The organism is Prosthecobacter sp. SYSU 5D2, from assembly GCF_039655865.1.
Lineage (GTDB): Bacteria > Verrucomicrobiota > Verrucomicrobiia > Verrucomicrobiales > Verrucomicrobiaceae > Prosthecobacter.
Map to the genome: position 1 here is coordinate 572,320 of NZ_JBBYXL010000002.1, position 25,177 is coordinate 597,496.

A 25,177-nucleotide genomic window follows, 5' to 3' on the forward strand; every position below is an offset into this window, starting at 1 on the left:
CGGAAGTCACGAATCAGCAAAGCTGGGAAAGGCGTGGGCGGATATGGCGTAATGAGAGCTTCCATGATTCGTTCCCTCCTTACCTTTGCTTCCTTGTTGCTGGCGGTTTCGCCGGTATCTGCACAGAACATCCGCGCCGGGATCATCGGCCTGGACACCTCCCACGTGCTGGCTTTTTCCAAAACGCTGAATGCGGATCCGCAGAAGCCGGAGGTCATGGGCGTGCGCATGGTGGCCGCCTATCCGCAAGGGTCCAAGGACATCGAAAGCAGTACCAAGCGTGTGCCTGAATACACGGAGAAGGTGAAGGCGATGGGAGTGGAGATCGTGCCGAGCATTGAAGCGCTGCTGGAAAAAGTGGACGTGGTTTTTCTGGAAACCAATGATGGCCGCCCGCACCTGGAGCAGCTTCTGCCCTGCCTGAAGGCGGGCAAGCCAGTGTATATTGACAAGCCTATCGCAGGCTCATTGGTGGATGCGGTGAAGATTTTTGACGAGGCCAAGAAAGCCGGTGTGCCGGTGTTTTCATCCTCCTCGCTGCGGTTTGGCGCGGATACCCAGGCCGTTCGTGGGGGCAGCATTGGCAAGGTGAAGCAGGCGGAGACATCCAGCCCGGCCTCCCTGGAGCCGACGCATCCGGATCTGTTCTGGTATGGCATTCATGGTGTGGAAAGCCTCTTTACCGTGATGGGCAAGGGCTGCCAGTCGGTGAAGCGCAGCACCACGGCGGATGGGAAAATCCAGGTCGTCGGCACCTGGGAAGGCGGGCGCACCGGCACCTATACGGAAGGCAAAGGCTATACGGGCAAGGCCATCGGCGAAAAAGGGGAGGCCGCTGTGGGCTCCTCCGCCGGGTATGATCCGTTGCTGGTTTCCATCGTCCACTTTTTCCGTACCGGCGTGGCACCCGTCAGCCCGGAAGAGACACTGGAAATTTATGCATTCATGGAAGCGGCGGATGAGAGCAAACGCCAGGGCGGAGCCGAAGTGACCCTGAAGTCCGTGATGGACAAGGCCATTGCCGAAGCCCGTCGCTAAGCGCTGGTGCACATCATTGGAGCCTGAAAATCAAGGCCTTCGAATCACGCCTGGGGGCGGCTAAACGTCGCTGCCAGGCGTTTTTGTATGTACAATAGTTTTCAACAATCGCTCAACGTTTTCGTCATACGTTCTGCACACTTGCGTATTTTGAAAGCCTACAACACTATGAAACCAACTCTTCAATTGACCCAAATTTTGGCGGCAGCAGGACTGCTTGCCCTGTCGTCCGGCATTGCCTTTGCGGAGGTGAAAAATGCTGCGCCGAAGCTGGTCGCCAGTGAATTTAAATCCCGTCTGCTGACGGATACGGCTCCGCTGCCAGAAGGCGGACAGCTCCAGATGAGCTACGCCACCGTGGTGGAAAAGATCCTGCCCAGCGTGGTGACCATCTTTGCCTATGGAGGCAAAGGGGAGGAGCAGCCAAACATTGAAGATGTTCCGCCGCAGTTGCGCCCCTTCTTTTACCGGTTTTTCGGTGAAGACGGTGTGCCGGACACCGAGGATGACCAGCCGCGCAATGCTCCCCGGGGTGGAAACCGCCGCGCTCCCCAGCAGGCACCCGCCCCTCTGCGGCCCAATGGTGTGGGATCAGGCTTCATTGTCTCCAGTGACGGTTATGTGATGACCAACAACCACGTGGTGGGAGAGGCCGACAAGATTGAAGCGGTGGTGGAGGTCAATGGGGTGACCCGCACTTACCTGGCCAAGGTCGTCGGCACGGATCCGCTGACGGATGTGGCGCTGATCAAGATTGATGCGACGGGCCTTCCGCAGGCCACTCTGGGAGACAGTGACAAACTGCGAGTGGGGGACATTGTGCTGGCCGCTGGCGCACCCATGGAGCTGAACCGTTCTGTGACGCAGGGCATCGTGAGTGCCCTGGGCCGCAGCGGCATGAACATTGTGGGCCGTGGCCGCACAGCCGGGTATGAGGACTTCATCCAGACGGATGCCTCTATCAATCCAGGTAATTCCGGCGGACCGCTGGTGGATGCTTTGGGACGTGTGGTGGGCATCAATACCGCCATCCTTTCCCGCTCGGGCATGAATGCGGGCATCGGATTTGCCATCCCTGTGAACATGGCCATGCGCATCGTGGAGGACCTGATTGACAGCGGTTCCGTGCGTCGTGGGTTCCTGGGCATCGAGCTGGAAGACATTGACCGTGAAAAAGCAGAAATGTTTGGTCTGGAAGATCAGGGAGGTGCTCTGGTGCGTCGCGTCACAGATAACTCCCCTGCCCGGGCAGCCGGTATTGAAGTGGGAGATGTGGTGGTCGCCCTGGACGGTCTGCGGGTGGACGGAAGTGCCAAGCTGCGGTTGATCGTCAGCAGCCGCAAGCCCGGGACGGAAGTGACGATGACGGTGATGCGTGACGGGCAGAGCGTGCCGATCAAAGCCAAGCTGGGCGAACTGCCTGGTGCTGTCACAGCCGCCCGGAATAATGAGGAGGAAACGGCTCCAAAACGTGGAGGAGGCGGTGTCAACTTTGCAGAAATCGTTCCGGGCGTGACCGTGCAGAACCTGACCCCTGCTACCCGTGAAAGGTATGACGTTCCAGCCGACATCACCGGCGTCGTGGTGACCAAGCTGGATCCTGAAAGTGATGCTGCGACAAAAGGCGTCGAAGAAGGGGATGTCATTGTCAGCGTGAATAACAGCCCAGTGCGTGCGGTGGGTGAAGCCAATGAAATGGCCAAGAGCCGTGAACGGAATGTCTTTCTGAAAGTTTACCGTGGCGGAGACACGATGCTTTTCATTGTCGGGAAAAACTGATTGGCTGCCTTATTGACTTAGCGGCCCGTGCCCCGTCCGGAGCGCGGGCCGTTTTGTGTCCGGGGTTGAGAAGTCAGCCATTACATGCATGTTGTCCATGTGACAGGTCCGTTACAGCCCACCCGCAACAGCACCGCAACGCCGACATTGCCGGCGCGGCCGCGCACTGCCCCTGTCCAGCCGCAGCTGCAGCCGGACCTGGAGCCGCCCTATCATGTCATCTTGCACAATGACGACACGCATACTTATGCGTATGTGATTGAGATGATGATGATGATCTTTGGGTATGATGAAAAGAAAGGGTATCAGATTGCCTGTGAAGTGGATGAGAGCGACCGTGTGATCGTGGTGACCTGCCACAAGGAACTGGCAGAGCTGCGGGTGGAGCAAATCCACGAATACGGAGCCGACCCGCGCATGAAGGAAAGCCTGGGTTCCATGAAGGCCTCCATGGAGCCAGCTGAGTAAAGACGAAACTTTTTTGCTGACGGCGGTTTATAGCAGGACCATGAAACCCTGCCTGCCCGCCTTTTTGCTGATCTGCCTTTCCTTCGCAGCCCCGGCCCAGCAATCTCCAGCGCCCGCAGAGCGGCTGGCACGGATGTTCACACAACTGGATGCCAACCGGGATGGCAAACTGAGCAAGGAAGAACTGCCGGAGCGGATGCGGCCTAACTTTGAGCGTCTCGATACGGACAAGGACGGCTTCATTTCCAAAGCGGAACACCTGGCTGTGGCGGCAGGCCGAGCATCCACCGGACGCCCGCAGCAGGGGCCGAGGCCTGTGCCAGCCGGGGTGGAGGCCAGGCTGGACCTGCCCTATGCGGAGAATGAAAATCCACGTCAAAAGCTGGATCTGTATCTGCCCAAGGAGCGGAAGGCTGACAAGCCGCTGCCGGTCATCGTATTTATCCACGGTGGTGGCTGGCGCAATGGGGACAAGGCAGGGGGCATCGGCAACCTGGGGAGATTTGTTGCATCCGGTGACTATGCCGGTGTCTCGGTGGGCTATCGCCTGACGGGGGAGGCGCAGTGGCCGGCGCAGATCCATGATTGCAAGGCGGCCATCCGCTGGATCAAAGCCCATGCTGAAGAGCATGGCCTGGATGCGACGAAGATTGGCGTCTGGGGGACCTCAGCCGGCGGGCATCTGGTCTCCATGCTGGGCACGAGCGGGGATGTGAAGGAGCTGGAGGGCACGCTGGGCAAGCACCTGGACCAGGACAGCCAGGTAACCTGTGTGGCCAACTACTACGGGCCGGAAAATTTCATCACCATGGTCCGCCAGCCCAGCACGATTGACCGCTCTCAAGGCAGAGATTATCCGGAGGCGCTTCTTTTGGGTGGCCCCGTGCCGGAGCGTGAAGCGGTGGCCAGGGAAGCTTCTCCCGTCACGCATGTTTCTGCGGGCGATGCGGCCTTTTTTACAGCGCATGGCACCAAGGATCCCGTAGTGCCCTATGCCCAGGGAGAGGAAATCCACGCGGCACTGACCAAGGCCGGCGTGCCCTCCATCCTTCAGGAGATGACCAACGGCGGCCATGGCTTTCGCAGTGAAGAGCTGGACGGTCGTTTGAAGCAGTTCTTCGATCTGCATCTGCGGGGTGTGGAGAGCCAGATCGAAACGGAGCCCATCGTGGTGACGGAATCCAGAAAGTGAAAGTACTGGGGCACCTTTTGTCGGGTCACCGGCTCGCGCGTGCCAGGGAGGCGCGTTCTTCCGGAAGCATGCGCGCGCGGGCTTCGATGCTGTTGATCACGTCGCGGGCGGCCTGGGCGGCGTTGTCGGCAACACTGTCCCGGGCGATGGCGGCGAACATGGCCTTTTGTCCGGCAGAAAGACGGCTGATGTCCATGTTTTGCAGGAGCGGGGTGGCGGCGTTATAGTCCATCAAACGCCAGTGGCTGAGAGCGGTGAGCAGCCTGCGGAAGTGGTCCTCAGGACGTGCCTCCAGCAGCTTCAGGCTCTCATGGAGAGTCAGTTCGAGCTGGCGTCCGGTGAGCAGGTTGGCGTAGAGGAACCGTTCTGTGTAAACGGGGTCATCCGGCCAGCGCCTGACGGCCTCGGAGGCGGCTTCCAGCATGCCTTCGGTGTTTTCATTGGCTTCAGTGGCGCGGATCAGCCCCTGATATCCCAGTCGGTCCGTGCGGGGATTCATGGCTGCACTTTTATAGGCATCTTCGGCGATGTCGGCATGGCCCCGGGCTTCGGCATATTCGGCGATTTTCATGCATAGCTCCCCCCGCCGTTCCATGTCCGCCGCGTTCTTGGCCAGAATGAGGGCGCTGCGCACTTCTTCCGCCGGTTTGCGCATGACAAAAGCCAGGTGGGCACGGTAAAAGGCGCTGACGCTCTGATTCAAGATGGCATCAATTTTGGGATCTTTGACCAGTCTTTCGAGATCCTCGAACCGTTGCAGCATGGTCAGGGCGGTGAGGTAATTTTCCAGCAGAGGCTGGTAGGCGATGGCCTCCTGCTCACTGACCAGGGCCAGCACCTGAAGGCCCTGCTGCTGCTCCACCAGCCAGCGGATGATGGGGACGAGGTCCTCCCGTGATTTGCCCTGGGCCAGTTGCACGGCTTCCTGGACCAGGCTCGTTTTTTGGGCGGGGTCCAGGCGCAACTGGCGGGTCAGGGCGGAGGCAATGTGCCAGCCGGTGGCTTTGGGATGGGAGCGGAGTTTCTCAATGAGGCGGTTGGAGATGTCTGGGGGCAGGACCTCAAAACTGTTGATGAATTCCAGCGCTTGCAGGCCCAGAGCGTCTTTGCTTGAGGCGATCTCCCAGGCTCGGCGCATGCCTTCGGCCCTTTCTGCGGCGTCAGCGCTTTCCGATTGCACCCTGGCCAGCCGGAGGCTGTGGGCCGCATCTTCCGGGTGCTTCTCCGCATAGCTCTTCAGGGTCTTCAATAAGATCGTATTTTTCTGGCTGCTGCCCCAGACCTCTTCCGCCAGCTTCATGGAAAAGGTGTTGGAAGGGTCCTCCGCCAGCACTTCTTCCAGCAGAGAAGCAGCCTCTTTTTCACGGTTGAGATTCATGAGGGCTTTCACCCGGGTCTGCTTGTCCTTGAGTTCCGTCTTTCCGCTCTGGTCGAGTTTGTCGAGGAAATAGATCGCTTCCGGGCGCCGCATGGCGGTGAGGAATTCGGTGTTCAACCGGATGGCATTGATGTTTTCCGGAGCGATTTTCACCGCCTCCTGTGCCTTGAACACGGCATTTACAATCTGTCCGTCTTCTGCCATCTGGCGGGATTCCTCCACCATCTTGTCAGCCTGCCAGTCCTGATACACGTTATACGCAGGCCGGGCATAATAAATGGCCAGTCCCATGGTGAGAGCGCAAAATGTGGTAACGCTGATCCAGGCCGCCCAGCGCGCTGCCGGAGACTGCCGGTCCTTATGCGCCTGGGTGGGTGGCACCAGCCAGTGCCACACCATCACAAAGGGACGGAACAGAATAAAAGGTTTCGGCTGTCCGGTCTGGTTCGGATCAATCGTCTGGTTGGTAAGCACTGCGGAGGGGGAAGTCTGCGGTTGGGGGAGTCATTAAAGATAACGACTCCAGGTGCTCCCGTCACGGTTAAATTTCCTCTTTGAGAAACCTTCCCGTCGGACTTTCGGCCACTTCGGCAACGGTCTCCGGCGTTCCTTCCGCCACGATTGCCCCTCCCTGGTTGCCGCCGCCCGGCCCCAGGTCCACCACCCAGTCCGCACAGCGGATCACATCCAGATGATGCTCGATCACGATGACCGTATTCCCCGCATCCCGCAGGCGGAAGAGCACCTGCAGCAGCGTCTGGATATCCGCAAAGTGCAGGCCCGTGGTCGGTTCATCCAGGACATACAGTGTATTCCCCGTGGCCCTCCGGGCCAGCTCGGCGGAGAGTTTGATGCGTTGAGCCTCCCCGCCGGAAAGCGTGTTCCCCGCCTGGCCCAGCCGCACATAACCCATGCCGCATTCTTCCAGGGTGCGCAGTTTTTCTGCGATGGCGCTGGCCTTGCCAAAAAAGCGTGAGGCCTCGCTGACGGTCATCTCCAGTACTTCGGCGATGTTGCGCCCCTTAAAAGTAATCTCCAGCGTCTCCGCATTGTAGCGTTTTCCCTGGCAGTGGTCGCAGGTCACATAGACGTCCGCCAGGAAATGCATGTCGATTTTGATCTGCCCGTCCCCCTGGCACTTCTCGCAGCGCCCGCCCGCCACATTGAAGCTGAAGCGCCCCGCCTCATACCCGCGCACCCGCGCCAGCGGCAGATTTGAATACAGCTCACGAATCGGCCCAAAGGCCCCCGTATAGGTGGCCGGATTGCTGCGCGGACTGCGCCCGATGGGGGACTGGTCAATGACCACCACCTTGTCAAAAGCCTCAATGCCCGTGATGCCGCCATGCCTGCCCGGCTCATCTTTGGCATGATAAAAATGCCGCTGCAACGCGCGCATCAGGATGCGATTAATCAGCGTGGACTTGCCACTGCCCGAAGGTCCCGTCACCGCCGTCAGACAGCCCACGGGAAACGACGCCGTGACATGCTTCAGGTTATGCTCCGTGGCATCGTGAATCGTCAGCCATGTTGGCAGCTCATCGGTTTTCAGTTTCCAGTTTTCAGTGTTCAGATGGGAAACGGCACGCTTCCTTTTTGTCTGCAGACTGGAAACTGAAGACTGTAAACTGACATCAGGCACTCCCCTCGGCGCCACTCTTCCCGACGGTGCCGTGATCCGGAGCTGCTCGCTCAGATAGGCGCCGGTCAGGCTCGCCTTCGCCGCCATGACCTCCGCCGGGGTTCCTTGGGCGATGAGCTGCCCGCCATGCACCCCGGCTGCCGGACCCATTTCAATGACATGATCCGCCGCGCGCATCATCGCCTCATCATGCTCCACCACCAGCACCGTATTGCCCAGATCCCGCAGCCGTAACAGGGTGCCGATCAGCCTTTCCGTATCCGCCGGATGCAGGCCGATGCTCGGCTCATCCAAGACATAAAGCACCCCTGCCAGCCCCGCGCCGATCTGGGTGGCCAGCCGGATGCGCTGCATCTCGCCGCCGGACAGTGTGCCGCTCTCCCGGTTCAGCGCCAGGTAGCCCAGTCCCACCTGTTCCAGGAAATCCAGCCGCTTCAAAATCTCCTTTTGCAGTTCCTCCACATAACTGCGCTGATGCTCCGTGAGGCTCAGCCCTTGCACCCAGGTGAGAGCATCGCTAATGGGGAGGGAGCAGAGGTCGTGGATGTTTAATAATGAGGTGGAGACAGGGACGGGAGCGCTCAGTTCACTCCCTCCGATCTCCGACGCCAACACCACTGCCAGGCTCTCCTTCCGCAGCCTCTTGCCGCCGCAGACCGGGCAGGGCAGGGGATTCATGTAGCGCGTCAGTTGCGCGCGCAGGGTGTCGCTTTCCGCATTCGCATAGAGCCGTTCCGCCTCGTTCAGGAGACCCTCATAGGGTTTCGCCAGGCTGCGTTTGTTCGCCCCGGCGGCCCAGCCTGTGGCGATGGACTTTTCCCCTGAGCCATGAAAAAGCGCGTCTTTAAAACCTTGGGGCAGTCCTCTAAACGGAGCCTCCACGGACACCCCAAAATGCTTCGCCAAAGCCTCCACGCCGCGCTGGTGAATGAGCTTCAGCTTTGGATTTTTTGACCACCACGTTTTCACCGCACCGTCCTTGATGGAAAGGTCCGCGTCCGGCACCATCAGTCCCGGATCGGGAGCCATCAGTGTGCCCACGCCTTCGCAGCTTGGGCAGGCCCCCAGATGCGTGTTGAAGGAAAAATGCTGTGGCGTCAGCTTCTCGATCACATAGCCCGTGCGCGGATTCGCATACGCTGTCGTGAAGCTCAGCAGGTCTGGTTTCGCCTCCGCCGTGCCGCTGACGAGGAACTGTACCTCTCCCTCATTCCATCTCAGCGCCGCCTCGATGGATTCCATCAGCCGTGCCTTCACGCCTTCACGGATCACCAGCCGGTCCACCACAATCTCCACCCGGTGTTCCTCCCGCAGGCTCGGTTTCAGCTCCTCCTCCAGCTCCACAATCTCCCCATCCAGCCGCACGCGCACAAACCCCTGCCGCCGCAGTTTTTCAAACAGCGCCCGCAGCGCCGCCCCATCCGCCGGAGCCTGCGGTGACAGCACCACCACCCGCGTGCCCTCGCCCAGCGCCAGCAGCCGCTCGCCGATCTCCGCCGGTGTGTTCTTGATCAGTCGCTCTCCTGTTTCCGGATCAAAGGGTTGACCCGCAATGGCATACAGCACCCGCAGGTAATCATAAATTTCCGTCACCGTCGCGATCGTGCTGCGCGGATTCGGCGCACTGTGTACCTGCTCGATGGCCACCGCCGGAGACAGCCCTTCAATGAAGTCCACATCCGGCTTTTCGAGCTGGTCCAAAAACTGCCGCGCATACGCCGACAGGCTTTGCACATACCGCCGCTGCCCTTCCGCATACAGCGTGTCAAACGCCAGGGAGGACTTGCCACTGCCGCTCACTCCCGTCAGCACGACCAGTTGATGACGTGGAATATTCACGTCCACATTTTTCAAATTGTGCTGCCGGGCCCCGCGCACCCGGATAAAGTCCTGAGCCATCCTGGATAAACGAGTGCCCGCCGCCCGGCGCAAGCACAAGAATTCGCGAAGCGTCCGCTGACGCTCCGCGATCTCCGCCTCAACTTACAGCTTCGTATACCCAACGCTCTCACAGGGCAGGTCCCACAGGGCCTTCAGCTCGGCATCCAGCTTGGTGATGCTGAAGCTCACGCCGGCCATTTCCTGGCAGGTCACGATGCTGTCCACGATGGTCTGGTGGACCTTGATGCCACGGGCGTCCAGGATGGGGCGGGCGGCGCGGAGGAGGATGAGCAGCTCCATCATGTGGGTGCTGCCGAGGCTGTTGACGAAAAACACGATTTCATCCCCCTCGCCCAGCGGCAGGTCATCTTTGAAAAGAAGGTCTAGAATCATGGCGGCCAGCTCATCGGCGGTGCACATGGGGATCAGGCCCACGCCTTTTTCACCGTGGATGCCCATGCCCAGGCCGATGACGTCATCGGCCAGTTCAAAGGTCGGCTCGCCGGTGGCAGGGATGGAGCCGGGCTTGGTGGACACACCGACGGTGCGGGTGGCATCCACGGCCTTTTGGGCGATGCGGGCCAGCTCATCCAAGGTATCCACCTGGGTGGCGGCGGCACCCGCCAGTTTGACAATGGGCACCAGGCCGCCAACGCCACGGCGCTTGTGTTTTTCATTAGGCGGGGCGGAGCAGACGTCGTCATTGATGATGACGGTCTTCACGGTGATGCCTTCGTCTGCGGCATCCTCGGCACCGATGTCGAAGTTCATAATGTCACCGGCATAGTTGCCATACAGATAAAGCACGCCTTTGCCACGGTTCACGGCCTGGGTGGCCTCCAGGACGATGTCCGGGGGCGGTGCGGCAAAGATATCGCCCACGGCAGCGCCGTCGCCCATGCCCTTGCCCACGAGGCCATGATAAATCGGCTCATGCCCGGCACCGCCGCCGATGAGGAGGGCAGGGGCGTCTGGGCGCAGGTCATTCATGATGATGGAGCGCTTGCCCACGCGCCGGGCCTTGCCGTCATAGGCCAGCACAAGGCCTTCGAAAAGTTCGTCGGCACATTTCAGGGGATCGTTGATGATCTTCTTCGCGGTGTTTTTGCTCATGGTTCGGTAGGGTGGGCGTTGGCGTTCGAAATTCGGGCCGCAAGGTTTAGCGGTTAGCCCTTCCGATGTCAAAGCAGGAAGTTCAGCCTGCGTTCACTCAGCGTCCCGTCAGCAAGTAGTCCGGCAGGGTAAAGGCGTTTTCGATAACGTGGATCGCAGGCTTTTCCCCGGGGATAAGCAGGACCTCCACGATGTCGAAGCGGAAGGCGATCTTGGGATTGCCGAGGAGGCGCAGCCAGGCCAACGCGCCCTGGCGGATGAGTTGGCGCTTTTCCGCATTCACAGCATCCGCAGGGCGTCCATGGGCGGTCTGCGTGCGGGTTTTCACTTCCACAAAAGTCAGCACTTCCCCATGTCGTGCCACGATGTCCAGCTCGCCGCCAAAGACGCCGTCATGATTGCATTTCAGAACTTTGCGACCATGCCTGCCCAGCCATTTGGCAGCTAAAAGTTCCCCGGCGATGCCCACTTCCGCGCGTGTGAGCCGGTGGCCAAAAAGCATGGGTTCATAAGGCGAATGCAGGCGCACTTTCCAGGCCAGCGCCCGCCTGCGCAGCCACAGCGCGAGCCGCTGGCGCCTGCCGGCCGGCAAGGGGCGCTTGCGCTGGGGGGCCTGGCTTTCTGCTTTCATACCTTCAGCCGGGAGACGGAGATCTTGCCGTCGAAACACTCCGCCACATCCGATCCCGGAATGCGCGGACGCTCCGAATAAGAGGCTGTATAAAGATAATGGCCGTCCTCATTGCTCTCATAGGCCACGCCCAGCGGCAGCCGCTCTGGCAGGCAGCGGGACATTTCCGGCATGGCCATCGGCCCTGGAGGATGGTGGGGGAAGTTCACATTCCAGTATTCGCCATCGTGCAGTCGCTCTCCGGAAAGCCTGGCAGTGACCTCTACCACCCAGCTTGAAATCCGTGCCCAGTCCACTTCCAGTCCCCGCTTGAGATAATGGGAAAAGGCCATCGCCGGAATGCCGTGATACGCCGCCTCACGCACCGCCGCCACCGTGCCTGAAATGACGATGTCCTGGCCCAGGTTTCCTCCCGCATTCACCCCGGAGAGCACCCAGTCCGGCTTTAAATCCAGCGCATAGAGGCCGATGCGCACACTGTCTGCTGAGGGGCCATGCACCGCCCATTTGCCGTGGCCGCGAGGCTCTACAACGAGAGGCTTGCGGGTCGTCACCGCATGGCCGCACATGGACTGCTCCGTCACGGGCGCGACGATGGAAACCCGCGCACCCGGGATGCTGTGGATGGCCTCCGCCAAAGCCGCCAGGCCGGGAGCTTCAATGCCGTCATCATTGGTCAGGAGGAAATGCATCCGATGATTATGGGCAGTTTAGGCCGCCGTGCATCTCTATTCCTCCGCGCGATGGCCGCCCGGATTAGGGAAGGTGTTTCACCTGATGCCGGGCCAGATAGGCCTGGCAGTTCGCATCTCCCATGTATTTGGCCAGCAGCTTGGGATCGGTCTCGGTCAGATCCACCAGGATGAGACCGTCAATGACTGAGGCGAAATCCTTGTCCACATTGAAGCTCAAAATGGTGCCGCTGAGCCGCAGGTAATGCTTCAGCAAAATGGGGATGCCCTTGCCATCCGTCTCCACGCTGGAGATAAGGGCTGAGCAGTCGTCCACATCGCGGAGATTGGCGCTGATGAATTCGCGCATCAGCCGCCGGGTGCGCAGGTACCGGAAGGGATTGCGCGGTTTGACAAAGCTGGCCAGGTCTTCATGCAGGCAGTTGCCCTGGAGAAACTCCACCATCATCTTCTGGCTCAGGCTGTCATAATCCCGGCTGATGCTCACGGGACCAAAGAGCTTCTTATACCCCGGATTCCGCACCATCCAGTGGGCGATGCCTTTCCATAAAAGAGGCAGGGAGGACAGGTTGCGCTGGTATTCCTTGATGATGAAGCTGCGGCCCATTTCCACCGCGCTTTCCAGATGCGCCAGGAAGGGTTTTTCAAACTTGAACAGAGTGCTCGTGTAGAGCCCCTTGGGACCGTACTCACGCAGGATGATATCCGCCCGGCCCAGGCGATAAGCCCCGGCGATCTGCTGCTTCTCCTCATCCCATAAAAACAGGTGCTCGTAGTAGCGGTCGTAGCGGTCCAGATCCACTTCATTGCCGGTGCCCTCCCCCACGGCGCGGAAGGTCAGCTCGCGCAGCCGGCCGATCTCCTGCAGGGTATCCGGGATCTCATGAGAATAAGCGGCATACACGCTCAGGTTTCCCTGGCCGGCCAGCCGTCCGCCGCGCTCATGCAGGGCCAGCACTTCGGCCTGGATGCGTTCATGATGTTCAGCCGCCAGCGCCTTTTCCCTGGCCGGTTCCGTGCTGAGGTTCCCCGGGAGGGCCGCCACATTCCTGCGCCGGTTGGCCAGGATGAAGGTGTGGATGCGAAGGTATTTGGTGAGGGTTTCATCCTCTTCAAACTTCCGCAGCTTGGAAAAAGGAATGGCCGCGCCCACCCGCATGGGCACCCGGCTGCCGCGCTTGTTGCAAAATTCCCTCAGCAGCATCCCGGTGCGCAGCCGGGGATGCACCAGGCCTGCCGCGTGAAAAAGAGCGCTGTTGCCACCGGGGAAAAACACCGGCAGCACCGTCGCTTTTGTCCTCCGGACCAGCGCCCCCACGTGCGTGCTCCACTCAGGCTCTTTGATGCCTGTCCCGGCTTTATACCCCGCCACTTCTCCGGCGGGGAAGATCACCAGGGCACCGCCGGCTTTCAGGTGCTTCATGGCCTCCTTCATCGCGCCGATGTTGCTCTTTGCAGCGGCTTCGCCACCAAAGGGATTCACGGCGATGATATGCGGGCGCAGGGCAGGGAAGGCCGCCAGCATGGAGTTGGTCATCACCTTCACTTCCGGCCGGTGCTGGGCGATGTAGTGCGCCACCAGGACCGGATCCAAAATGCCAAACGGATGGTTGGCGATGACGATGAGCGGACCGTTCTTGGGAAAGGCAAAGTCGGCCGCCGTTTCCACCACGGCCTCTGCATTCATCGTTTTGAGGACGGAATCAAACCATGTATAACAGGTGGCTCCTTCAGGATGCACTTTTTGCCGTTCGCACGCTCCCGTATAAATGTCGTGCAATCCGCGCAGGCCTAATGTCCGGTCCAGCAGAGGTCCCACAAGCCGATATGCACCACGCTGAAGAGGAGTACGGAGGTAATCACGAAGATCAAGAATCATGCAGGTCGGGAGACTGCCAAGCTTGCCATCCGCAGAAGCTGTGCAAGCGGAGATTGCGTGCCTTTCCTGTCACGGATGCTGCCAGATTGAAGCCTTAACGCAGCGCCTCCTGGATGCGCAGCTTCCAGTCGGCGGCGATGGTGCCGAAGCTGCAGGATTCCTGATGGTACATGATGCCACGGGAGACATTCACCAGCAGGGGGGCCTTGCGCCCGCTGCCTTTTAACGCCGCCAGATCACCGCCCTGGGCCCCGAGGCCGGGGATCAGCAGAGGTACATCCGGGGTGCGTTTCAGCACATCGTCCGCCGCATTCGTCAGGCCGATGACCAGGCCCACCTGCGGGCTGGCCTGGGTCATGTCCGCGACCAGTTCAAAGACCTGGCGGTCCCCAGTTGGCTGCAGTTCAATGTCCACAGCTCCCGGATTGGAGGTCACCCCCAGCAGGTAAATGCCCTTGTCCGGGTACTTCAAAAAGGGCTCCAGAGTATCCTTGCCCATGTAGCCGTTGAGGGTCACGGCATCCACTCCATAGGCATCATAAGCCGACTTGGCATAATAACCCTGGGTCTCCCCAATATCCCCACGCTTCACATCGAAAATGACCGGGATGTCTTTCGGGATCTCTTTGAGCACCTGGGACAGGATTCGCATACCCTTCCAGCCCATCGCTTCGTAGTAAGCGGAGTTGGGCTTGAAAGCAGCCGCATGGGCGGCGGTTTCCTCGATAACCTTGATAATGAACCTCTTAGCTGACTCGTCAGCCTGATCCATACGGACATCCAGGCCCACGCAAAGATTGGATCCTGTGGCGGCGATTCGTTTTTCCAGTTTCTCGCGAAAATTCATGACCCCCCTATCATGCAAAGAACACTGCCTTTTGGCAAATGGTTGCAGGGGTGAAATCTTCAGGCTAGTTGCGACATGACTTCACCTCTTATTGGCATCATCATGGGCTCCAGTTCCGACTGGCCCACCCTGGAAAACGCAGCCCGCGTGCTGCAGGACTTTGGCGTCTCTTTTGAAAAGAAGGTCGTCAGCGCCCATCGCACCCCCCAGCTTCTCTATGATTATGCCACCACCGCCCAAGAGCGCGGTCTGAAGTGCATCATCGCTGGAGCTGGCGGTGCCGCCCACCTGCCCGGCATGACCGCCAGCATGACCACCCTGCCCGTCCTGGGCGTGCCCGTACAGAGCAAGGCCCTCAGCGGCGTGGACAGCCTGTATTCCATCGTCCAGATGCCTGGCGGCATCCCCGTGGCCACCTTTGCCATCGGCAATGCCGGTGCCACCAATGCCGCCCTGTTTGCCATCTCCATGCTGGCCAACGAACAGCCTGAACTGGCCGCCAAGCTGAAAGCCTTCCGGGAGAAGCAGACCGCAAAGGTGCTGGAAAGCCAGAAGGAGATTGAGTGCTGAGGCATAAAACCAAATACTGAATACTGAAGACTGCAAACTGAACACACCTCCCATGCCCCCCCTCCTCCCTCCCTCCACCATCGGCATCCTCGGCGGCGGCCAGCTTGGCCGCATGCTCGCCCTGGAGGCGCGGCGCAGTGGCTACCGGGTGGCCATTTATACGGATGAGCCTCAGGGCTGCCCGGCGGGCCAGTTTGCGGACATTGAGATCAATGCTTCCTACGATGATCCGGCGGCACTGGAGCGGTTTTTATCCCAGGTGGATGTGGTCACGGCGGAGTTTGAAAACATCCCCGATGCCTGTTTGCAAGCCGTCGAGGCCATGAAGCCGCTGCGGCCCGGTCGCAAGGCCATCTACACCACGCAGCATCGTGAGCGTGAAAAGCTCTTCCTGCGAGAAAACGGCATCGCCTGTGCGGAGTTCCGCATCGTGGAAACGCTGGCGCAACTGGAAGCCGCCGTCGCTGAACTGGGGCGGCCATGCGTCATCAAAACGGCCGCTTTTGGCTACGATGGCAAAGGCCAGGCCAAGGTGAATGCGGATACGGATCTGACCACCGCCTGGAAGCCCTTTGAGGGGCATCATGCCGTGGTGGAGCAGTGGGTGCCTTTTGTCTGCGAGGTCTCCGTCGTCGGTGCCCGCAGTGTGGATGGTCGCATGGCCGTGCATGGTGTGGTAGAAAACCAGCATGCCCATCACATCCTGGATGTGACCATCGCCCCCGCCCGCGTCAGCCCGGAGGTCGTGGACCAAGCGATGGAACTGTGGGAAGCCGTGGCCGTGGGCCTGGACTACGTCGGCACCATGGCCGTGGAGCTGTTTGTCACCGCCGAGGGGCACGTGATGGTGAATGAAGTCGCTCCGCGCCCCCACAACAGCGGCCATTACACAATCGATGCCTGCGTGACCAACCAGTTCCAGCAGCAGATGCGCGCCATCTGTGGCCTCTCTTTGGGAGATCCCACCCAGCATACGCCCGCCGTGATGGTGAACCTCCTCGGCGATGTCTGGCCCTCTGAGCACGTCCATCCCGACTGGGCCCCCGTGCTGAATCATCCCCGCGCCAAGCTGCATCTCTACGGCAAAGCCAGCGCCAGGGCGAAGCGCAAGATGGGACATTATACCGTCCTCGGCGGCAGTATTGAAGAGGCGTTGGAAGCAGTGGAACAGGTCCGAGCAGAACATTCGTCACTTCGCGGGTGATGAATGCACGGCCCATGAGCAGTTCAAGTAAGCTTCAGGGAGAACGCCTGCATCCGCCTGGCACGACGCCTTTAGACACAGCATAAAGCCGCTAGCATGGGATAACGAAAAGGATGGCAAAATCAGGGCGCGGGGACGGGTATAGAGGGCTTCAGTTTGGCGCTGCATCTCTCAGGAATGGCGCTGTGATCCATTTCACGCTGCACGATCATCTGAGCCTCACCGTATGAATACCGTGCAGGCCACCGTGTTTCGCGGTGTGAACGAAATCCGGCTTGATACCGTCCCAAAGCCATTGGCAGGGCATTATCGGCGTTGGTGTAGGGGCGGCGTCAGTTTTTAAGCACCTTCACCGGAGGCAGCGTGTCCACCATTTTCGCTCCTGTGCGCTGGAGTTCGGCGATTGCGGCAGCGCGAAATCTTTCCACTGTTAGGGCGTGTTTTGCATCTGGGGCAAGGTTGGTCAGTTCATCAGGATCGGAGGCCAGATCGTAAAGCTCTTCCGGTTCATTGGCTTCCAGGGTGCGGATGTACTTGAAGTGGCCTTCCACGAGCAGAAGATACCAGGGCACCCCGGCCTTGTGGCGATTCCCTGGCGGCTCGGGGACGCGGTCACAGTCGGCCCCGAACTTGTCTGCGGTGAAAGGCAGCAGGGTGGTGTGAGGCCAGGCGGCATCGGGGTTTTTCAAAAGCGGTGTGAGGTCGTGACCATGCATGGTCCACGGCAGGTCCAGGCCGGCAAAGCTGAAGAACGTCGGTGCCATGTCAGCGCCGCCTACCGGCGTGTGGCAGACTTTGCCCTCGGGAAGGGTGCCGGGCATGGAAACGATGAGCGGACTGCGGATATTCGCATCGTAAGGAGCGAGCTTGGCACGGAAGCCGTGATGCCCCCATGCGTAACCCTGGTCTGCGGTGAGAACGACCAGAGTGTTCGCGAGCTGACCAGAGTCCTCCAGCGCAGCATGCACCTGGCCGATTCCCTCATCCAACGCGCGCACGGCCTGGTGATATTGTCGCGACCATTTCGAGAGGGTGCGGCCGCGGTCGCGCTCAAAGTCATCACCTACCTCGCTGCCAATGGCTTTGTCTCCGAGGACGGGTTCCCCATCCGGGCCGCGCTCCCACGCGGCGATGGTCTGCATGTAGCCGGGCTTGCCGGGACGTGGCGGGTAGATGTCAGCAGGCGTTTCCACCGTTGCGCCGGGGTAGTCATTGAGATGACGTTCCGCAGGTTGATATGGCGCGTGTACGCCACCGTAGCAGAGCCAGAGGTACCAAGGTTTGCCGGCCTCGCGGTTGGCCCCTTTGATGTAATCCACCGCCCAGCCAGTGTAGTTGTCGGTGGAGTATCCTTTCACAACTTGCGGTTCGCCACCGTTGATGGCGATGAGCTGGTTCTCATAGTAGTTCGGCGCGTTGTCAGGGTGGCGAGGGCGGTTCCACACGACCTGATAATCCCAGTCCCGTCCGAACCCGGCGTCGTTGCCTGCATGCCACTTGCCGATCTGCGCGGTCTGGTAGCCGTGCTGGCGGAACACTGCGGGCCAGAACCGGCATTTTTCCGGATCATAGGTCGCTCCAGGATAAGGCGGAGCCATGCGCATGGTCTGCACACCGTACTGATGCAGGCCGGTGAGCATCGTCGTGCGGGAGGGCATGCACCAGGTGCCGATGTAGGCACGGGTGAAACGCACCCCGCGAGTGGCGAGCCGGTCCATGTTGGGCGTGTGCGCCCAGGATTCCGCGCCCTCGTAGCATGAGAGCGTGCGATACGAGTGATCATCGGTGTAAATGAACAGGATGTTCGGTTTCTTTGTGTCGGCGGCAGCTGCGACTGACACCTGGGCCAGGAGCAGGGCGATGAATGAATAAACGAGCTTCATGGTTGGAATTCTATGATTTTATCCCTTACTATCAATGGTTAAGGGGCGAGCAACTCCACGCGCACATCCCGCAGAGCCAGCCCAAGCCGTGCGCGGCTGCCGGTTGGGGCATAGACTTCGGGATTGATATTGAAGTGGATGAGCTGGTAGTCGCGGGGGTCTTCAGAGACGGCGACGAGTTTTGGCCTGGCTTTTTTCATCGCGAGGAGGGCGGCACGGAGTCCGGCTGCTGAGACGCGGACACTGATGGGGCGGTATTGGGTAAAGGGCTTGTCGGAGAACAAAGCCGATCCGGGGCCGGGATGGAGCCACTGGCTTTGAGTGTTCAGCGCGGAGAACAATATGGGCAACTGGGTGCCGCCTTCCCAGTTGTCCATGTGGACGGTATCGGGCAGGCGGGACTCGCCGCGTGGGTCATAGAGTGTGGCGGCAAGCCAGAGCTGCTGCTGCGAGTGTGTATCGCGGAAGAGGAAGTTCATGGTGACGTAGGGCACGGCAGCCCCCTCCGCGAGCGCGGTGGGCACTTTGAGATCAAAGGACATCGCCAGCTCGCGGCCTGTCTCTTTGAATGGCATGGGTGCCCGGCTCAGATCCCACCACCAGTAAGCGGGCGTGATGGGCAGCAGCAAGCCGAGGGCAGGCCGTGGATGATCCGAATCAATCCAGATGCCGGTCTCCCTCCCATGCAACTGCACGGCAGTGGCACCAGCCTCGGGTGAAAGGCCGTGCTGAAAGCCTGCGGGCACCTGCAGGCCGGTGTAGAGTCCTGCATTCCAGGTTTGCGGCACAAGAGGAGTTGTTTTGCCATAGTTGCCGAGGCGCACGTAGAAGCGCTCGCTCTGCGGATGCACCTCGCCGATCACGCTGGCTTGGGCGGCTTGGGCATCGTTGAGCTCGGGCTGACGAAAGATTGTTTCGATGACGCGCTGCTGAGCCGGATCTGCGGCGATGGCGGTGAATCCCCATAAAGAGGCAAGAATGAGCAAAGCAGCTTTCATGATTTTGCGGGAGCTGACTGGATTAGAAGTCAAAACACGTCTTTGCGGTCCTCCGCAACAGGCAAGCTGCTCTCCGGAAGGCACAGCTGGTACACCGTATAACAAAAAAGAAGCCCGGCTGATGAGGCCGGGCTTTCTTGGGATTCGCAGGAAGAAAATGGTGGGCAGGGCTGGGTTCGAACCAGCGTAGGCGTAAGCCAGAAGATTTACAGTCTTCCCCCTTTAACCACTCGGGCACCTACCCATTCACTTTCGTGCGGGCGTGGAGTTAAAACCGCCCAGGGATGTTTGCAAGAGAGTTTTGCTTTTTCATGCCAAAAATCATGCGCGCCGGGACTTTTTCCGCACTTGCCGGGTGACGAGAGTGGGATGGGTGCCGTGGAGGATTTTAAAGCTGCGGGTTTCAGCCACGGTGCGCTGGTGCTCGAAGGCTTCCTTCATGAGGTTCTCATAAGGCAGGTGCTTGTTGGCGACGAGCCAGAGATGCCCGGTGGTACGCAGGGCCTGGGCGGCGGAGGTGATGAATTTCAGGCCGAGCATGGAGTTGGCCTCGCGTCCGTCATGGAAGGGCGGGTTCATGACGATGGTGTCATAACAAGCGGTGCCCACGCCCTGGGTGACGTCTTTCCAGAGGATGCGCGGGCGCACGGGCACGGGGATGAGGCCGGTGTTACGCCGTGCGCATTCCAGGGCGCGGGCATCGGCTTCATACATGTCCAGGCTGCGCAGGTTGGGGCAGTGGCGCAAGAGGTGGTCGCTGAGGTAACCCCAGCTTGCGCCGAGGTCGGCGACGGTGCCGCTGAGGGTGTGGGGCAGGTGCTCGGTGAGGAGGGCGGAGCCTTCATCAATGCGGTCCCAGTTAAAGAGCCCCGGCTGGGACCAGAAGCGGCCGTCCAGGATGCGCTGCATGGCCCCATTTGCCTTCCATTGGGCCAGGACATCGGCTTTCCAGGGAGACGTTTGAGTGGTCCAAAAGACGCGGCTGTGGTTCTTGGACAGGGTGCGGACTTCGCCGGTGACTTCGGCCAGCTGCTGCTCCATGCGCTTGGCACCCCAGTCGTTGTGCAGGGCGGTGACCAGGGTGCCGCCTTCGGCCAGGAGCTCATGCGCGTGGGCGAAGTCGGCCAGGATGCTTTCCCGCTGGCGGTCCGGCAGCAGCAGGATGAGGTCGTATTGGCCCTCGGCTTCGCGAGTGTGGCGGATGCCCTGCACCTCCAGCCCGGCGGCATAAGGTTTCCAGGTCTGCTCACAGGTGAGGCGGTCCTTCAGCGCATCCAGGTCAGGATGGGCCTGGGCACGGAGAAAAAGGATGCGCTGGGCGCTGGCCACGGGGATCTCGGTCTGAGTCTCCAGGGCATAAAAAAGGGCGGTGAGGGCGTGCATGAGGACGGATGGCCGGAAAGGTGAGGCGCAGGAGGTGCAGCAGACTTAAAATCTGCTGTGTCCGGGCGGAGCAGCTCCTGGCTAGGAGTATAAAAAGGTGGTCAGCGGGCTGGTTGGGTTGGCTTCCTCGTTCTGCTCGGCGAGACCGATCTCGTAGGCGGCGCGACCGGCTTCGACAGCCAGTTTGAAGGCGGTGCCCATACGGGCGGGATCGCTGGCGATGGCGATGGCCGTGTTCACCAGGACGGCGTCGGCGCCGATCTCGAAGGCCTCTGCTGCATGGGATGGCGCGCCAATGCCGGCATCCACCACCACGGGAACGGTGGCTTGGGAGATGATGATCTCGATCTGCCGGCGGGTGGTGATGCCCTGATGGGAGCCGATGGGGGAGCCCAGGGGCATGACGGTGGCGGTGCCGACGTCCTGAAGCCGACGGGCCAGCACCGGGTCGGCATTGATGTAGGGCAGCACGGTGAAACCTTCTTTGACCAGGATCTCTGCGGCTTTCAGCGTCTCAATGGGGTCCGGGAGCAGGTAGCGGGGGTCCGGGTGGATCTCCAGCTTCACCCAGTTGGGCAGACCGGCGGCCACGGCCAGACGGGCCAGGCGGACGGCCTCTTCGGCATTCATAGCTCCGCTGGTGTTCGGCAGGAGGAGCACTTCTTTGGGGATGAAGTCCAGGATGTTGGCAAAGGGGTCGCCTTTGCCGGTGAGGTCGGCACGGCGCAGGGCCACGGTGACGATCTCCGTGCCGGAGGCGATGATGGCCTGGCGCATGAGATCCCCGGAGGCAAACTTTCCCGTGCCCAGCATGAGGCGGGACTGAAAGGTGCGGTCGGCGATGGTGAGAGGCTGGTTGGGCATGGGGATAGGATTAAACTTGGCGGAGCCGGAGGCGAAGGGTTTTGGGAGAACGCCGTTGGTCAAGAACGGCGCGGACGTGCAGCCCATCCGGCTCCAGGGTATAATAGATGGCGTAATACGGAAACCGCCCTTGGACAACTGCGCGATGAAATCCCTGAACGGAAGGGTGAATACCCGCCAAGTCGGGAAGGGAGAAGATTTGCTGCTCAAGAAACAGGATTACTTCATCCCCTAGACCAAGCTCCTGTTCGTCATAAAATTCAGCCGCAGCGAGGAGGTCCTCCTGCGCACTCTTGCGGATGAAAAGCTTCATCACGATTTGCGCCGGTCGCGGATTTGCCGAAAGGCTTCTTCCGCTGGAATGGCTGGATCCAGGCCTTTGGCTCCAAGGGCCGCTCTCTCTTCGAGAACTTCCAGATGCCAGTCTGGAACCTCGTCGGAAGAGAGCTCGGCTTCGATACGGTCTGCCAGCACCGCCTTTTCATCCCGCGACATTTTCGCCACGACTGCGAGCGCAGACTCCAGCAGTGGCGAGGATGAAATGGATGCGGTACTCATGGAAACAGAGTAGAACCGGCGGACGAAAAATCAAGCCAGCAGCAGGCGCTCGAAGAGCTCCTCGCCGTTGAGCTGGATGCCGATGTAGAAATCGCCAAACTCGCCGTATTGGGTGGTCACTTCGTCCCAGCGCATTTCATAGACGATGGTTTTGATCTGGAAGATGTCGTGGGCGAAGAGGGTGACACCCCATTCATGGCTGTCCAGGCCGGTGGAGCCGGTGATGAGCTGGCGGACCTTGCCGGAGAATTTGCGGCCAGTTTTGGCGTGGCCGCCCATCAGCTCGCGGCGTTTTTCGAACTCCAAAGCATACCAGTTGGCACCCACGTTGCGGCGCTTGCTCATGGGGTAAAAGCACATCACCTGCCAGTCGGGCATGTTGGGATACAGGCGGTCATTGAAGTACTTGTCCATGTGGCCCTTCCACTCCGCCAGGCGGGCGGTGTGGGCTTCGGAGCCGACTTCCAGGCCTTCGGTTTGGGCGATGCGGGCGGAGGCAGCCTCTTCCTTCTCGCTGTATTCGGTCCATTCGGTCATGGAAAGGTAGCTGTAGGTGGGGGTGAGCACCTCCGGGCCGAAGGCTTGGCCGAGCTGTTTTTCAAAGCGGTTGGCGTCCTGGAGGTCAGGCGTCAGCAGCATGAAGCCGAGGTCCGCCTTGGGGCTGACCATGCTGAAGCTCAGCAGCTGCGTCTTCGGATGCGCGCGGATGGCGTCCACCGTGGCGGCGAAGTGGGCATGGCGCTCCGCTTTTTCTTCAGGCGTCAGTGCGGCCCAGTAGCCGTGGTCCACATGGTAAAAAAGGTGCTGTACGATCCAGCCTTCCTGGGGGATGATGGGGGACATGAGAGATAAAAGAGGGTTGGTTTTGAGCGGGTTGGCCGGTGCTGTCAGAAAAAAGTTTCCTGAAAAACCGGATTGTTCACCTCTCTTCATACGCTGGAATGGCTCTTGCTCAATGGTCAGGCGCAGGGAAACGCAAAAAGTGATTGAATCCCGTGAGGGGGGAATTATTTATCCGGCCCGCAAAAATTCAAGATCAGGAGACTCTCAACATGGCTGACGCAGAAAACAAATATCCTCAGAACACCCCTGGTGCCTACTACGTGGACGACCAGTGCATTGACTGCGACCTGTGCCGCGAGACCGCGCCAGCCAACTTCAAGCGCGACGACGACGGCGGTCATTCCTACGTCTTCAAACAGCCCGAATCCGACGAGGAGCGTGAGCTGTCCGAGGAGGCCCTCGCCGGCTGCCCCGTGGAAGCCATCGGCCGAGACGGCGAATAAGACTGGCATTTGCCACAGCACCTTTTGGAAAAGCACAGCCTCATTCAGGGCTGTGCTTTTTTTACGGGCTACAGCAGCTTTCGTGTCTCCAGCCATCTCATCAGTTCGGATACGCACGGACGTTTCTGAATCAGTGCCTTGCAGCGCCGTGCCGCCTCCAGGAAATCCGGCTCTGTCAGCAGACGGTGGAGCGCAGACCTAACCCGCCTGGGGGTAAAGGTCAGCGGTATAAGCCCCAATCCCGCCCCCGTCTGCTCCAGGCGGTAGGCATTGTCCGGCTGGTCGTGGGCCATGGCCATGATGAGCTGCGGCACCCCGGCGGCAAAACCCTGGGACAAGGTGCCGATGCCGCCGTGATGCACAAAAGCGGCCGCGTGGGGGATGAGCGTGGAGAATGGGGCATACTCCACGGCCAGGACGCTGGCGGGCAGGTTGGGCGGGAGCTGGCCCAGGTCGCGGGTCGCAAAGATGGCCCGGCGGTCCAGAGAGGTGATGGCGGCCAGGGCCACTTCAAAAAACCGGCGCGCCTGGATGTTGGCGCTGCCGGGCGTGAAGACGATGGGCTTGTCCCCGGCGTCCAGGAATTGCAGCACCTCATCACTCAGCGGGCGCTCCCGGGCGATGTCTTCCAGGGGAAAATCCCATTGCAGGGTGTTGGCGGGCCAGTCCGGCTGCGGTTGGGCAAACCAGGATGGGAACAGGACCAGCACCCCATCGGGAGAATTCCCCCAGTCCCACCAAACGCTTTTTGGAGGCGGCACCCCATGGGCTGCACAGGCAGCGTGGATGGCCCGCCCACCGAACCGGTCGGCCGGGTTGGGCATGCGCACCAGTTTTTTCCTCAGCCACAGCGGCAGCTTGCGCAGATGCTGCATGCCGGGCAGCAGGATGGGGATTTCATAGGCGCTGATCATCACCGCCGGCTGCACATGCACCGTCACCAGGGGGATGCCGTATTTTTCCCGCGCGAGCCGCGCACCAAAGACCGTACAGGCAGCCATCAGGAGGTCCGGTCGCCGGCCTTTTTCCACCAGGGATTCAATCACCGCATGAATGGGCCCGGTGCTCTCAGCAGCCAGTTCAAAGACCATTTTGGTTCCTTGGTACAGCTTCCACACCCGCGGGTCCGCAATGAACCGGTCGAAATCTGCCTGGGTACCCACAGGGATCACCTCCAGCCCGGCCTTGCGGACAATTTCCTCAAATACACAGGCCACAATCAGGGTGACTTGATGCCCTTGCGCCTTCAGTTGCCGGCCTAACCAAAGGAAAGGAAAGACATCTCCAGCGCTGCCGAAGGGAAGGAGGACCACATGCATGATATGGGCAACGGATCATCAGTTCGCGTCCTCAGCAAGGGCGGAACCCGCATGGGCGAACAATAGTTCCAGGCTTTCAGCCCACATTCCGCAATTCAGCACGAGGCCAGGATTTGCAGCCGAGGACCGTGATCAATGGCGGAGTACAGTCTTGATCAAAGCCGCCTCAATGCCCGGCGTGAGCCTGCATCCACTGCCGCAGGTCTTCTTCAGAGGACATGTCCAGCAAGTCCTCCGTCAGCTGCTCCAACTGGCCATAGTTCAGCGATTCAATCTCGGAAACGGCCTCCTCTGATAGCGCGCCCCACTTCCTCCGGACCTGGCGAACACAAGTCTTCAGCACACCCTGCCCATAGCCTTTTTCGAGACCCTCTTCACGGCCTTCTTCTCGGCCTTCTTCTCGGCCTTCTTCTCGGCCTTCTTCTCGGCCTTCTTCTCGGCCTTCTTCTCGGCCTTGGGCGATCAGTTTTTGGGCGATGGACATGGTCTGATTCCGCAACGTGCGGTTGTCTTCCATTCTACGGGCGATCTGCTCCAGGTCAAGGCTGCTGTCCACGTTGAAGGCGTACACC

23 protein-coding genes and 1 tRNA gene are annotated in these 25,177 nt (G+C 60.3%); 7 read left to right on the forward strand and 17 right to left on the reverse strand.

The annotated features are described in order from the left end of the window. The first annotated feature begins 63 nt into the window (after nt 1–63). From WJU23_RS04805 to WJU23_RS04820, 4 genes are all read left to right on the forward strand, one after another. The gene (locus WJU23_RS04805) at nt 64–1,038 is read left to right on the forward strand and encodes a Gfo/Idh/MocA family oxidoreductase (protein WP_346331401.1); all 975 of its coding nucleotides are present in this window, start codon (nt 64–66) and stop codon (nt 1,036–1,038) included. Between the two features lie 168 nt (nt 1,039–1,206). Beyond that, complete coding sequence (locus tag WJU23_RS04810) at nt 1,207–2,817, forward strand: Do family serine endopeptidase (protein WP_346331402.1); 1,611 nt, start codon at nt 1,207–1,209, stop codon at nt 2,815–2,817. An 84-nt stretch (nt 2,818–2,901) separates the two neighbouring features. Beyond that, the gene (locus tag WJU23_RS04815; RefSeq protein WP_346331403.1) at nt 2,902–3,285 is read left to right on the forward strand and encodes an ATP-dependent Clp protease adaptor ClpS; all 384 of its coding nucleotides are present in this window, start codon (nt 2,902–2,904) and stop codon (nt 3,283–3,285) included. 40 nt (nt 3,286–3,325) lie between these two features. Beyond that, a complete protein-coding gene (locus WJU23_RS04820; RefSeq protein ID WP_346331404.1) occupies nt 3,326–4,477 on the forward strand; it encodes an alpha/beta hydrolase fold domain-containing protein in 1,152 nt (383 codons plus the stop codon). A 25-nt stretch (nt 4,478–4,502) separates the two neighbouring features. Here the strand turns inward: WJU23_RS04820 and WJU23_RS04825 are convergent, their stop codons facing one another. The 7 genes from WJU23_RS04825 to pyrF form a co-directional block, all read right to left on the reverse strand. After that, nucleotides 4,503–6,329: a hypothetical protein gene (locus tag WJU23_RS04825; protein WP_346331405.1), complete on the reverse strand. Its 1,827-nt coding sequence runs from the start codon at nt 6,327–6,329 to the stop codon at nt 4,503–4,505. A 67-nt stretch (nt 6,330–6,396) separates the two neighbouring features. Then, nucleotides 6,397–9,396 (reverse strand): excinuclease ABC subunit UvrA, encoded by a 3,000-nt coding sequence (locus tag WJU23_RS04830; RefSeq protein ID WP_346331406.1) that lies wholly within the window; start codon nt 9,394–9,396, stop codon nt 6,397–6,399. A gap of 84 nt (nt 9,397–9,480) precedes the next feature. Next, nucleotides 9,481–10,491, reverse strand: coding sequence for a dihydroxyacetone kinase subunit DhaK (locus WJU23_RS04835; protein ID WP_346331407.1), 1,011 nt, complete (start codon nt 10,489–10,491; stop codon nt 9,481–9,483). Between the two features lie 97 nt (nt 10,492–10,588). After that, a complete protein-coding gene (locus tag WJU23_RS04840; protein WP_346331408.1) occupies nt 10,589–11,122 on the reverse strand; it encodes a YraN family protein in 534 nt (177 codons plus the stop codon). Further along, nucleotides 11,119–11,814, reverse strand: a complete 696-nt coding sequence (gene surE / locus WJU23_RS04845; RefSeq protein WP_346331409.1) for a 5'/3'-nucleotidase SurE — start codon at nt 11,812–11,814, stop codon at nt 11,119–11,121. Before surE ends, WJU23_RS04840 begins: the two co-directional genes overlap by 4 nt. A gap of 64 nt (nt 11,815–11,878) precedes the next feature. After that, entirely contained in the window at nt 11,879–13,693 is a 1,815-nt protein-coding gene (locus WJU23_RS04850) for a GNAT family N-acyltransferase (protein WP_346331410.1), read from the reverse strand. A gap of 94 nt (nt 13,694–13,787) precedes the next feature. Further along, nucleotides 13,788–14,540 carry an orotidine-5'-phosphate decarboxylase gene (gene pyrF / locus WJU23_RS04855; protein ID WP_346331411.1) on the reverse strand — a complete coding sequence of 251 codons (753 nt, stop codon included), beginning with the start codon at nt 14,538–14,540 and terminating at the stop codon, nt 13,788–13,790. Nucleotides 14,541–14,615: 75 nt separating this feature from the next. On the opposite strand from pyrF, the gene purE reads away from it, so the two are divergent. Continuing rightward, nucleotides 14,616–15,110 (forward strand): 5-(carboxyamino)imidazole ribonucleotide mutase, encoded by a 495-nt coding sequence (purE, locus tag WJU23_RS04860; RefSeq protein ID WP_346331412.1) that lies wholly within the window; start codon nt 14,616–14,618, stop codon nt 15,108–15,110. A gap of 52 nt (nt 15,111–15,162) precedes the next feature. Further along, nucleotides 15,163–16,314 (forward strand): 5-(carboxyamino)imidazole ribonucleotide synthase, encoded by a 1,152-nt coding sequence (locus WJU23_RS04865; RefSeq protein WP_346331413.1) that lies wholly within the window; start codon nt 15,163–15,165, stop codon nt 16,312–16,314. A gap of 332 nt (nt 16,315–16,646) precedes the next feature. Here the strand turns inward: WJU23_RS04865 and WJU23_RS04870 are convergent, their stop codons facing one another. The 8 genes from WJU23_RS04870 to hemQ all read right to left on the reverse strand — a co-directional run bounded on the left by WJU23_RS04870 (nt 16,647) and on the right by hemQ (nt 22,843). Then, complete coding sequence (locus WJU23_RS04870) at nt 16,647–18,197, reverse strand: sulfatase-like hydrolase/transferase (protein WP_346331414.1); 1,551 nt, start codon at nt 18,195–18,197, stop codon at nt 16,647–16,649. Nucleotides 18,198–18,235: 38 nt separating this feature from the next. Beyond that, nucleotides 18,236–19,195 carry a hypothetical protein gene (locus WJU23_RS04875; protein WP_346331415.1) on the reverse strand — a complete coding sequence of 320 codons (960 nt, stop codon included), beginning with the start codon at nt 19,193–19,195 and terminating at the stop codon, nt 18,236–18,238. A 158-nt stretch (nt 19,196–19,353) separates the two neighbouring features. Further along, nucleotides 19,354–19,439, reverse strand: a tRNA-Tyr gene (locus tag WJU23_RS04880). Between the two features lie 77 nt (nt 19,440–19,516). After that, nucleotides 19,517–20,578: a methyltransferase gene (locus WJU23_RS04885; protein ID WP_346331416.1), complete on the reverse strand. Its 1,062-nt coding sequence runs from the start codon at nt 20,576–20,578 to the stop codon at nt 19,517–19,519. An 81-nt stretch (nt 20,579–20,659) separates the two neighbouring features. Further along, nucleotides 20,660–21,442, reverse strand: coding sequence for a thiazole synthase (locus WJU23_RS04890; protein WP_346331417.1), 783 nt, complete (start codon nt 21,440–21,442; stop codon nt 20,660–20,662). Nucleotides 21,443–21,452: 10 nt separating this feature from the next. Beyond that, the gene (locus WJU23_RS04895) at nt 21,453–21,758 is read right to left on the reverse strand and encodes a type II toxin-antitoxin system RelE/ParE family toxin (RefSeq protein ID WP_346331418.1); all 306 of its coding nucleotides are present in this window, start codon (nt 21,756–21,758) and stop codon (nt 21,453–21,455) included. Then, nucleotides 21,755–22,000: an addiction module protein gene (locus WJU23_RS04900; protein WP_346331419.1), complete on the reverse strand. Its 246-nt coding sequence runs from the start codon at nt 21,998–22,000 to the stop codon at nt 21,755–21,757. The genes WJU23_RS04895 and WJU23_RS04900 overlap by 4 nt, the downstream gene beginning before the upstream one ends. A 30-nt stretch (nt 22,001–22,030) precedes the next feature. Then, a complete protein-coding gene (gene hemQ, locus WJU23_RS04905; protein WP_346331420.1) occupies nt 22,031–22,843 on the reverse strand; it encodes a hydrogen peroxide-dependent heme synthase in 813 nt (270 codons plus the stop codon). 209 nt (nt 22,844–23,052) lie between these two features. Here hemQ and WJU23_RS04910 point away from each other — a divergent pair, with 209 nt between their 5' ends. Continuing rightward, a complete protein-coding gene (locus WJU23_RS04910; protein WP_346331421.1) occupies nt 23,053–23,286 on the forward strand; it encodes a ferredoxin in 234 nt (77 codons plus the stop codon). Between the two features lie 68 nt (nt 23,287–23,354). On the opposite strand, the gene WJU23_RS04915 is transcribed toward WJU23_RS04910, so the two are convergent. Next, nucleotides 23,355–24,605 (reverse strand): glycosyltransferase, encoded by a 1,251-nt coding sequence (locus tag WJU23_RS04915; protein WP_346331422.1) that lies wholly within the window; start codon nt 24,603–24,605, stop codon nt 23,355–23,357. Between the two features lie 166 nt (nt 24,606–24,771). Next, on the reverse strand, nt 24,772–25,177 hold a 406-nt coding region (locus WJU23_RS04920), incomplete at its 5' end, for a DUF4351 domain-containing protein (protein ID WP_346331423.1).